Source organism: Acetobacter sp. DmW_125128 (assembly GCF_008704325.1).
Taxonomy (GTDB): Bacteria; Pseudomonadota; Alphaproteobacteria; order Acetobacterales; family Acetobacteraceae; genus Acetobacter; species Acetobacter oryzifermentans.
The window spans coordinates 22,398-32,863 of sequence record NZ_VHOP01000057.1; the positions used below are offsets into that span (position 1 = coordinate 22,398).

Here is a 10,466-nt window from a genome sequence, read left to right on the forward strand (position 1 = left end):
ACAGCCATTATCCCGGAAATGAGAACGGATTCAAACCTGCGCGCGAAAACCCCTGCTGTTCTACGGCTGTATCCAAAGTAAAGCTATCCAGATCATCTGCAACGGCATCCAGATCCGGCTTATAATCCAACCGAAAAACCTTTAGATATGTTTTGCAGTCTCCACAGCTTTCGACTTGAACCGGAGCTTTTAAATCTTCAAATGTCCAGTGTTCAACATGAGCAGATGCACCGCACTCCACGCAGATACCACGCACTCTGTGCCAACGTGTCTCACACAAACTGCACTGAAGGTAACGTAACCCCTCACGGTCTCCGCCCAATACAAGACTGGCTACCGGCTGGGCACCACAACAAGGGCATAATCTGGCCTCTCCAACAGGTTGTGTCTGTTGAATATGCTTCTGGTCTTGCCCAACAGCCTGCGCCCAAGAAACAGATAAAGCGGCCCATAGTATAACGGCTAACCCGGCATCAACCTGCGTATAATTCCCGCGCAACAGGTGAATGGCCGACTTTTTTAAAGCTGGCATATCCTGCCTGTAGCTTTCCAACATTATGTGCGTTTCTTCTGGAACAACAGATTTTACTTGCTGCACCAAAAATAAAAACGCCTGTTGCCAGTATGGTATTGCCAGCAACAACTTTTCAAGCTGATCTTGATCACATCCCTGCTTTGGCAAAGCACGAATAGCAGAACCGTCTGCCACACTCAGCGACATATGTTTCAAAATCTGCTGCTGTGCCAAAACAAGATGAGAAAGAAATTTAAAATATCCTCCCTCCGCCTCACCCCGTTGTTCTGCCAGAAAACGTAGCCGTTTTTCCCTGCGGGTATATACAGCTTCCAGAACCGGAAAAATCAGTGGCTCAATAGCCTGCACGCCCGGCGTGCGTTTATCCAGCGGGACAATATCGGTTTCAGCACGCATCAATGTGGCCGCTTTGCAGAAGATGTTTCAGCAGGCAATACTTCCTCTTCATACCATCGATCATGATGCTGCCGCGCCCACGCACGGGATACGTAGCCTGTAATCATACCGCCAATAGAACCCCGTACCCATATGCCCATATAGATATGCCCCAACACCAACAGAATAAGTCCAAGCCCTGCAACAGAATGCGCCAGCAAAGCCAGCCGCACCACAGGGATGGGAAAATACATAGCAAAATAGGCGCGCCAGATTATTAACCCACTTACCAGAAGCAGGCTGATAAGTGACATAATGCCCCAGAACAATATCTTCTGGCCTGCATTGTATTTGCCGATCTGTAATTTCTCACCATGCTTGTTCATCAGCACATCAACAATATGGCGAAACCACGTGATATCTGTGCGCACAAACAGGTTGTGGTGCACAAAGCGCACGCACATACACATCAGCAATATAAATACTGTTATACCAAGAAACGGGTGCAGCAACCGCGCCATCTGCGGTGGCCCAAGCACATACCCAAGCCAGTTCAGGCTAGGGAAAAACCATGAGATTCCAGAAAGCGCAACCAGAAAAAAACAGGCAACCATTGTCCAATGGCAAAGCCGATCCATAAACTTTGTGCGTAGTATAAGATTTTGGGTATCCATTACGCATCACTCCCGTTCTGGTCCGGCTTTTCATCTGCCGCCATCCGTTCCTGTTCAGAAACCTTCGGCAATGTTTCATCCGTGGTATTGGGGCCAACGGCCATGTAATGTGCAAAGGCACCTGCCAACGTGGCAACAAAGCCAAGCGCACCAACTGGTTTCAGCCATTCCTTCCAACCACGCACAACCGGGCTGATATGAGGTTCGGCTGGCAATCTGTGATAAAGGGTTGGATTATCGGCATGGGTCAGCACATACATAACATGCGTGCCGCCTACGCCCGGCGGATCATACAATCCTGCACCTTCATGCCCGCGACTTTTAAGATCTTCCACACGCGTTGCCGCCAGATCTTTCATGTCTGCCTTGGAACCAAAAGATATAGCGCCGGTCGGGCAGGTTTTTACGCAAGCGGGTTCCTGCCCTACAGCAACCCTATCTGCGCATAAAGTGCATTTATAAGCCTTGTTATCTTTTGTATTGATACGCGGAATATCAAACGGACACCCCGCAATACAATACCCACAACCAATGCATTGTTCAGACTGAAAATCCACAATGCCGTTAGCAAACTGCAAAATAGCACCCGGGCTTGGGCAGGCCTTCAGGCAGCCCGGATCCTCACAGTGCATACATCCTTCCTTGCGCAGCAACCATTCCAGCTTGCCCCCCTCATCCTCCACTTCATCAAAGCGGATGACGGTCCATGTTTCTGCTGTTAGGTCGGTGGGATTGTCATATACCCCTACGTTGTGCCCAACCTCGTCCCTTAGATCATTCCATTCCGAACAGGCAACCTGACACCCCTTGCAACCCGTGCAGAGAGAAACGTCAATCAGTTTGGCGACTTCCTGCTCATGCCGTCGCGCCTGAGGTGATGGTGTAAGCCCATTGGTGGCGGAACGGCGAATAATGTCCTGTGACTGCATGCTCATCAGCGCACCTCAGACTTTTTCAACATTAACAAGGAAGGCCTTGAACTCTGGGGTTTGAGAGTTTGCATCGCCCATGGCTGGTGTCAGTGTATTGGCTAAAAAGCCTTTACGTGTGGCACCCTTAAAACCCCAATGGCAGGGCACTCCAACCTGATCAACTTCCTGCCCCATCACATTCAGGCGTTTAAGCCGCTTGGTGACTACTGCCTTGGCCTCGATATACCCACGGCGGGAAGACACTCGCACCGTATCACCCGCGGCAATGCCCAGTTTGCCAGCAAGACGCTCCCCTATTTCCACAAACTGCTCTGGCTGCATAATGGCATTTAGATGTGAATGCTTTGTCCAATGCCGAAAAAGCTCTGTAATGGAATAAGTTGTGGCCACATATGGAAACTCTGACGGGCTGCCCATACGCGGTATTTCATCTGCAAATTGTCGGGCCACTGGGTTATGCCGCACCTTGCTCCCCAACGCTGGCGCCAATACCGGGCTTTCTGTTGGCTCATAATGTTCGGGGAAAGGCCCATCTACCAACGATGCCCCCGCAAAAAGACGGCTTACACCTTCACTTTGCATAATAAATGGCCCAACACCGCTACCCGGCGGAGATGTAAGCGGGTAATCAGGCACATCTGCCCCGCCCCAACGCTGGCCATTCCATTCAATAATCTTGCGGCGCGGGTCCCACGGGCGCCCCTGTGGATCCAACGATGCACGATTGTAAAGCAAGCGCCTGTTTGCAGGCCAAGCCCACGCCCAACCGGGTGTATTACCCAGACCTGTATCCGTATTATCGCGCCGCGCCATCTGGTTGCCGGCCTCTGTCCATGAACCAGCAAACACCCAGCAATAGCTGGCTGTTGTGCCATCATCTTTCAGCACAGAAAAATCAGGCAGCAGCTCCCCTTTTCTAACAACCACCTTGCCTGCGGCATCCTGAATATCTGCCAACGCATAACCATTCGCTTCCTGCGCCACTTCCTCTGGCGTAGGATCTTCCGGGTCTCGGTAGTTCCACTGCATATTTAGAACGGGTTCTGGGCATATCCCCCCTTCCTTCGCGTACAAAGCGCGCAACTTGGTAAAGATGGTACCCAGAATGCGTCCATCATTCCAAGCCTCTCCCGGTGGTTGCGTGCCTGCATAATGCCACTGCAACCAACGTGCAGAATTCACCACTGAACCATTTTCTTCTGCAAAACAGGAAGAAGGCAGGCGAAAAACTTCTGTCTGGATATCTTCAGGCCTTACATCATTGTAAACGCCCTCGTTCTGCCAGAAATTGGATGTTTCTGTATCCAGCGGATCAATTGTTACAAGGAAACGCAATTTAGCTAAGCCATCACGCATACGGTTTTTATCTGGCATGGCAGCAAGCGGGTTAAAGCCCTGCGCAATGTAACCGTTGACCTTGCCTTGCTGCATACGTTCAAAATAGGCCAGCATATCGTAACTGCGGTCCCACTTTGGCAGCCAATCATACCCCCAGTTATTGGAAGCTGTAGCGTGATCCCCCCATAAGGTTTTCATCAGGCTTACAAAAAACTTGGGCGCATTATGCCAATAATTAACCTCCTTGGGCTCATCCGCTTTTGGAGTAACCGCCAGCAGGTAGGCATCCAATGTTTGCTGGTTGTCTTTAGGCAGGTTCATATACCCAGGCAGACGCGTTGAAAGCAGCCCAAGGTCCGTATAACCCTGAATGTTGGAATGTCCGCGCAGAGCATTCAGGCCGCCACCGGGCATCCCCACGTTACCCAACAGCATTTGCACCATAGATGCCGCGCGAATGATCTGAGACCCGTTGGTGTGATGGGTCCAACCCAGAGCGAACAGGAACGTAGACGTACGATCTGGCACACTCGTAGATGCCAGTGTTTCACATACATGCAGAAAATCTTTTTCCGGCGTGCCCGTAATCTGGGAAACAAGCTCTGGCGTATAGCGGCTGGTATAGTTGCGTAAAAGATTTAGTACACAACGTGGATGCTGGAATGTTGGGTCCTGCTTGGCAAACCCTTGTTCATCGCGCTCGTAATCCCACGAAGTTGTATTGTAGCTGCGCGTAGCGGCATCATACCCCGTGAACAGACCTTCATGAAACTGAAAGTCTTCACGCACTATCAACGCGGCGTTTGTGTAGGCCTTTACATATTCATGCTGAATTTTATCGTGCGTCAGCAGATAATTGATAACACCCAACATAAAAGCGGCATCAGAACCCGCACGAATTGGCGCGTAAAAATCTGCAACGGCTGCACTTCGGTTAAACCGTGGATCAACCACCATAACCTGGGCACCATTACGGGTTTTGGCTTCCATAACCCATTTAAAACCAACAGGATGCGCCTCTGCTGGGTTGCCGCCCATAATCAGAACAACATTGGCGTTTTTGATATCCACCCAATTGTTGGTCATTGCGCCACGGCCAAAGCTGGCACCCAATGCAGAAACCGTAGGCGCATGACAAAGCCGTGCCTGACAATCCAGCCCCAGAATACCCAACGCCCGCGCAAACTTAAAATCCAGCAGTCCGGTTTCATTACTGGCGGCAGAAGATGCCAGCATACCTGTGCTCAGCCAGCGATTAACCAATTCACCTTTTTCATTCCGCTGAATAAAATTCTTATCCCGATCATCCTTTAAAAGGCGGGCAATACGGTCAGTCGCTTCCTTCCAGCTTATGCGCTTCCACTCTCGGCTTCCGGGGGCACGGTAAGAAGGATATTGCAGGCGTGTTTCACTGTGAATGAAATCCACCAACCCCGCACCTTTTGGGCACAAAGAACCACGGCTGACAGGATGGTCTGGATCACCTTCAATATGAAAGATGCTGGGCTTGGCATTTTTAGCGCCATCCCCCAATGAATACATAAGCAACCCGCACCCAACCGAACAATAAGTGCAGTTGTTGCGTGTTTCCTTGGCACGCAGCAGCTTGTACTGGCGCGTTTCTTGCGCCAAAGCTTTAACTGGCGGCACAAAACCAAGCGCAACAGCACTGGCACCCGCCACACATGCGCCAGTATTCCGCAAAAACTCTCTGCGCCCCAAGGCCATGTAAACCACCCTGATGTTTTATTAAAAAACCGAATGAGAGATTGGCTGGGGGACCTGGATTCGAACCAGGGCTGACCGGGTCAGAGCCGGTAGTTCTACCGCTAAACTATCCCCCAGCAAACTGGGCCTTACAGAAGCTCTTAAAGAGCGTTCCCGTTCGGTGAGGCTCATCTAGCATTCCGCTTCAGAGCGCGCAACCCCTTTTTCCAAAAGAATTTTCATTTTGTCACATATTTGTCTTGCTCCCTGCGCGTGAGAGCCCAAAATAAGAAACAATATGGTTTAACCTCTTGTTTAAGGACCGGACAGATGGATCGTCCCCCCTCCTGGACCGGCCGGTCTGGCAGATTTGTGTCGGCCTCTCCACCATGTAGTGGAGAGGAAGATCTTTTTGCCGCGCTCGATCTGGGAACAAATAACTGCCGCTTAATGGTTGCAACCCAAACAGCAGGTGGATTTAGGGTTGTAGATAGTTATAGCCGTATGGTGCGGCTTGGAGAAGGCCTGCATCACACCGGAAAACTGCATAAAGCTGCCATGGAACGCACCATGGAAGCACTGCAAACGTGCGCAGAACGTTTAAACAGATGGCCTGTTCGAGAAATTCGCGCCGTGGCGACAGAAGCATGCCGACGCGCAGAAAACGGACAAACCTTTCTTCAGCAGGTTCACCAGCAAACGGGATTTGATATCAAGATCATTTCCGGGCGGGAAGAAGCCTGCCTTGCGGTAGAAAGCTGCGCCAATCTGCTACACAACCCACGCTTTGGGCCACCCCGCAATCGGGCTTTACTGTTTGATATTGGCGGCGGTTCAACCGAAATTGCATGGGTGCGCACAGATTCCACGCGTCAGACAGAAGAACTCATCGGCTATCTCAGCTTGCCGGTTGGCGTCATCACACTTTCCGAGCAGTTTGGCCACGCATACAGCACGGATGATCGGGCTTACCGTAAAATGGTGGAGCATACGCGCCACCATCTGCGTGAATTTGAGAACGTCTATCGGATCAAACCGGAAATCAGACGCAAACAAACACGCCTGATAGGTACCAGCGGTACAGTCACAACGCTTGCCAGCCTTATCTTAAATTTGCCGCGCTATGCACGTGCAGCTGTAGATGGCTCCCTACTCCCGGCATCCAGCGCCAGATTGGCTGTGCGCACTTTGCAAAAAATGGGTGCTGATGGCATTGCCCGTCACCCATGCATTGGCCCGGATCGTGCACCTTTTGTTTTGCCCGGCTGCGCCATCTTTGAGGCCATTCATGATGTCTGGCCAGTAGAAGATATTATTGTTGCAGACAGAGGGCTGCGCGACGGCATGGTTTTGCGTATGATCCGTGGCAAATCGGGTATGGCTTCTCGCCGCAATCGTGCGTCTTTATCTATCCCCCCTCACCTTCGCCACTCCATGCAGGCAACAGGCTTATGACTGAAAAGAAAAACCTCCCTACTGGCAGCTCAACGTTGCGCGTGCCTGGCCGTGCCCGCAAGAGCAGCGCAACACCCGGCAGCCGTTTAGTGCAAAACGATTCTGATGCTCCGCAAAAAATGCGTGCGCAATCGGTTTCATTACGCACAGCACGAGGCCGCACGACAGCCCAGCAACGCTGGCTCTCTCGGCAATTGAATGATCCTTACGTGCAGGCCGCTCATAAACAGGGCTGGCGTTCGCGCGCGGCGTTCAAGCTGATTGAACTTGATGATCGCTTCCACCTTATTCGCCCAGGCATGCGCATTGTAGACCTTGGCGCAGCCCCCGGTGGATGGACACAGGTTCTGGTTAAACGCGGCGCGGCGCAAGTTGTAGGGGTGGATCTTCTGCCTGTGGAACCCGTAACCGGTGCAGAAATTATTGAAGGCGATTTTACAGACCCAGAAATGGATGCACGCCTTATTTCCATGCTGGGCGGCAAAGCTGATCTGGTTGTTTCTGACATGGCCCCCAATACAACGGGCCACGCCCCAACAGACCATGTACGGATTATTGGGTTAGCAGAAGAAGCCTTACACTTTGCTTTTGATATTCTGGCAGAAGGCGGTGGGTTTGTTGCTAAGGTGTTTCAGGGCGGCTCCGAAAAAGCCATGCTCAACACCATGAAACAGGCCTTTACGCAGGTTCGGCACGCCAAACCGCCCGCAAGCCGTAAAGATTCTAGCGAGCTTTACGTGGTTGCAACAGGGTTTCGTCCAGACCGCATCACTGCGCAGACCACATAGTTTCTACGCGGCCTGCGACCTCTTTATTAGCCCCAAAGCCAAGCAGCACCTCTTACGCCTGAGCTATCACCGTGCTTGTTTTTCAACAACTCCGTCTTGCACTCAGGCGTAATCACATAGCGCTTCATAGCATCCGGCACACGTTCATACAGGCAGCTCAGGTTTGAAACTCCGCCACCCAGAACAATTGCATCCGGATCAATAATATTCACGATAAGAGCGCAGGCGCGGCCCAGCCTATCTACATACAAATCCAAGGCGCGTTGGGCCGCAATGTCACCAGCGGCAGCCGCATCCTCAATACCCTGCACGCTGCGGTTCCCCGACCCTTGCCAAGCTTCTGCCAAAGCTGGCCCGCATAGAAAACGCTCCAGACAACCCGAATTACCACAAAAGCATTTTGGCATGGGGAATTCATCCTCCCTTACCCACGGCAAAGGTATGTGTCCCCATTCTCCGGCAATATCATGCAAGCCTTTTAAGGGCTTACCATCAACAATAATACCACCGCCCATGCCGGAACCAAGAATCACACCAAACACCACATGGCGTCCGGCTGCTGCTCCATCAGTTGCTTCCGACAAAGCAAAGCAGTTGGCATCATTTTCAACACGAACGGGAAACCCTAAAACATCCTGCAAATCATCTGCAAAAGGTTGACCATTCAGCCATGTCGCATTCGCATTTTTTACAAGGCGGGTATGCGCATCTACTGCACCGGGAATGCCAACCCCAACAGTGGCATACGGATTTGTGCGGCTATGCGCATCATCAACCAATTTTTTCACGTCACTTAGCAAGCCCTGATACGTACCAGGGTTGCTCACACGATGCCGCAAAACCACCTGCCCTTCGGCATCAAGAGCGACGATTTCGATCTTGGTGCCCCCAATATCGATTCCCAGACGGTAGTCCGACATACTTTTAACCTGCTGTTTTTATTAAACTTTTAACAGAATGTTTCCTGTTGCAAAAGAAAGTGGCACACTTTGCAAACAACATGCCACCAACCTCCTACGGCAGGAACCAGCCAAGATGAATGAAACTGTTCTTGACGCACGCGGGCTTAATTGTCCACTTCCCGTGCTCAAGGCCAACCGTGTTCTCCGAACCATGCAACCAGGAGAGCGGCTTCGAATATTAGCAACAGACCGCGCTTCCATAACCGATTTTCAGGTATTCTGCCGTGAGACCGGCCATGCCCTTATCGCTTTTACGGATGAAAACAGCGTATTCTGTTTTACCGTAAAATGCCGCACCAGCGCGCCTGCAAACAAGCCAAACTAAAAAAATCCTGCCTGCCACACACCACCCAAGACTTGGCAGACCCCTGCATATCGGGCTATTGCCTGCCCCTCATGACGGATAGGAACCCCCGCGCCATGTCGGACAACATCAAATCACTGTCTTTCGAAGATGCGCTTTCCGAGCTGGAAAAAATTGTGCGCGGCTTGGAAGGTGGGCAGCTAAAGCTGGAAGATGCAATAACGGCCTACGAACGCGGGGCTGCCCTACGGCAACATTGTGAGGCCAAGCTTAGCGAGGCTGAAGCCCGCGTGCAGGCGATCGTGCAGCGTTCTGATGGAACGCTGAACATGAAACCTATGGACTGAGATGTCGATGACAAACCCGACACACCCTTCTATCAATCGTGCATCAGATAATGGCGCCCTGCTTAAGCAGGATATGGGTGCGCGCGCCCGTGTCATTGAACACACGCTTGATACCTTGCTCCCCCCTACAACAGGAGGCGATGCGCGGCTGATCGAAGCCATGCGCTACGCAACACTTGGGGGAGGTAAGCGGTTACGCGGTTATCTTGCCATTGTAACGGCCAGCCTTTTTGGCGTTCCAGAAAGCCAGTCCGCACGCGTCGCCGCCTCTGTTGAAATGCTGCATGCTTATTCCCTCGTGCATGATGATCTTCCGGCCATGGATGATGATGATATGCGGCGGGGCCAACCTTCCACACACCGCAAGTTTGATGAAGCCACAGCCATTCTGGCTGGAGATGCTCTTCAGACCAAAGCATTCGAAATTCTGGCGGCCAGCCAGACCCATGCGGATGCAAACGTGCGTATTGATCTGATTTCCGCTTTTGCCGAAGCATCTGGCGCTGCTGGTATGGTGGGCGGCCAGATGATTGATATGGAAGGCGAAGGCCGCGCACTCCCTCTTGCAGAAGTCCGCCACCTCCACGCACTTAAAACCGGCTGCCTAATCCGTTATTCTGCAGAATCCGGGGCTATTCTGGGGCAAGCATCTCCTGATCTGCGCCGCCGCCTGCGCTCCTATGGTGCAAATATTGGCGCAGCCTTCCAAATTGCAGATGACGTTCTGGACGCAACAGCCACGGCAGAAGAACTGGGCAAGACCGCAGGTAAGGATGAAGCCTCTGGCAAGTCCACCTTCGTAGCTCTGCTAGGTATTGAAGGTGCCAGAGCAGAAGCCCTGCGCGTAACAGAAGAAGCCATTGCCGATCTGGAACCCTTTGGCGCACAGGCAGATCGTCTGCGTGATCTGGCCTATTATGTGATCGAACGGAAAAACTGAACTCATGACCAATCAGCCCCACACTTCACCGATTCCGACGTTAGGGCGTTTTCCTGCGCTGGACCGGGTTGAGTATCCGGCGGACCTGCGCAATCTCTCGGTTGAGCAG

10 protein-coding genes and 1 tRNA gene are annotated in these 10,466 nt (G+C 52.0%); 5 read left to right on the forward strand and 6 right to left on the reverse strand.

The window, feature by feature from the left end; genetic code table 11:
* Positions 1 to 7: 7 nt before the first annotated feature.
* From fdhE to FKW19_RS14275, 5 genes are all read right to left on the reverse strand, one after another.
* Positions 8 to 931: a formate dehydrogenase accessory protein FdhE gene (fdhE, locus tag FKW19_RS14255; protein WP_089179126.1), complete on the reverse strand. Its 924-nt coding sequence runs from the start codon at positions 929 to 931 to the stop codon at positions 8 to 10.
* A complete protein-coding gene (locus FKW19_RS14260) occupies positions 931 to 1,584 on the reverse strand; it encodes a formate dehydrogenase subunit gamma (RefSeq protein WP_089179127.1) in 654 nt (217 codons plus the stop codon). The genes fdhE and FKW19_RS14260 overlap by 1 nt, the downstream gene beginning before the upstream one ends.
* A complete protein-coding gene (gene fdxH / locus FKW19_RS14265) occupies positions 1,584 to 2,519 on the reverse strand; it encodes a formate dehydrogenase subunit beta (protein WP_089179128.1) in 936 nt (311 codons plus the stop codon). Before fdxH ends, FKW19_RS14260 begins: the two co-directional genes overlap by 1 nt.
* 9 nt (positions 2,520 to 2,528) lie before the next feature.
* Positions 2,529 to 5,582, reverse strand: a complete 3,054-nt coding sequence (gene fdnG / locus FKW19_RS14270; protein ID WP_089179129.1) for a formate dehydrogenase-N subunit alpha — start codon at positions 5,580 to 5,582, stop codon at positions 2,529 to 2,531.
* Between the two features lie 42 nt (positions 5,583 to 5,624).
* A tRNA-Gln gene (locus FKW19_RS14275) sits at positions 5,625 to 5,698 on the reverse strand.
* A 193-nt stretch (positions 5,699 to 5,891) separates the two neighbouring features.
* Between FKW19_RS14275 and FKW19_RS14280 the strand changes: the two genes are divergently transcribed.
* Both FKW19_RS14280 and FKW19_RS14285 read left to right on the forward strand, forming a co-directional pair.
* On the forward strand, positions 5,892 to 7,016 hold the full coding sequence (locus FKW19_RS14280; protein ID WP_238331309.1) for a Ppx/GppA phosphatase family protein: 1,125 nt from the start codon (positions 5,892 to 5,894) through the stop codon (positions 7,014 to 7,016).
* Entirely contained in the window at positions 7,013 to 7,804 is a 792-nt protein-coding gene (locus FKW19_RS14285; RefSeq protein WP_089179130.1) for an RlmE family RNA methyltransferase, read from the forward strand. The genes FKW19_RS14280 and FKW19_RS14285 overlap by 4 nt, the downstream gene beginning before the upstream one ends.
* Positions 7,805 to 7,830: 26 nt before the next feature.
* Here the strand turns inward: FKW19_RS14285 and FKW19_RS14290 are convergent, their stop codons facing one another.
* Positions 7,831 to 8,724: an ROK family protein gene (locus FKW19_RS14290; RefSeq protein ID WP_089179131.1), complete on the reverse strand. Its 894-nt coding sequence runs from the start codon at positions 8,722 to 8,724 to the stop codon at positions 7,831 to 7,833.
* Between the two features lie 115 nt (positions 8,725 to 8,839).
* On the opposite strand from FKW19_RS14290, the gene FKW19_RS14295 reads away from it, so the two are divergent.
* The 3 genes from FKW19_RS14295 to FKW19_RS14305 all read left to right on the forward strand — a co-directional run bounded on the left by FKW19_RS14295 (position 8,840) and on the right by FKW19_RS14305 (position 10,357).
* Entirely contained in the window at positions 8,840 to 9,091 is a 252-nt protein-coding gene (locus FKW19_RS14295; RefSeq protein ID WP_035350809.1) for a sulfurtransferase TusA family protein, read from the forward strand.
* Between the two features lie 71 nt (positions 9,092 to 9,162).
* Entirely contained in the window at positions 9,163 to 9,417 is a 255-nt protein-coding gene (locus FKW19_RS14300) for an exodeoxyribonuclease VII small subunit (protein WP_003630879.1), read from the forward strand.
* A gap of 1 nt (position 9,418) precedes the next feature.
* Positions 9,419 to 10,357 (forward strand): polyprenyl synthetase family protein, encoded by a 939-nt coding sequence (locus FKW19_RS14305; RefSeq protein WP_089179132.1) that lies wholly within the window; start codon positions 9,419 to 9,421, stop codon positions 10,355 to 10,357.
* Positions 10,358 to 10,466: the final 109 nt, after the last annotated feature.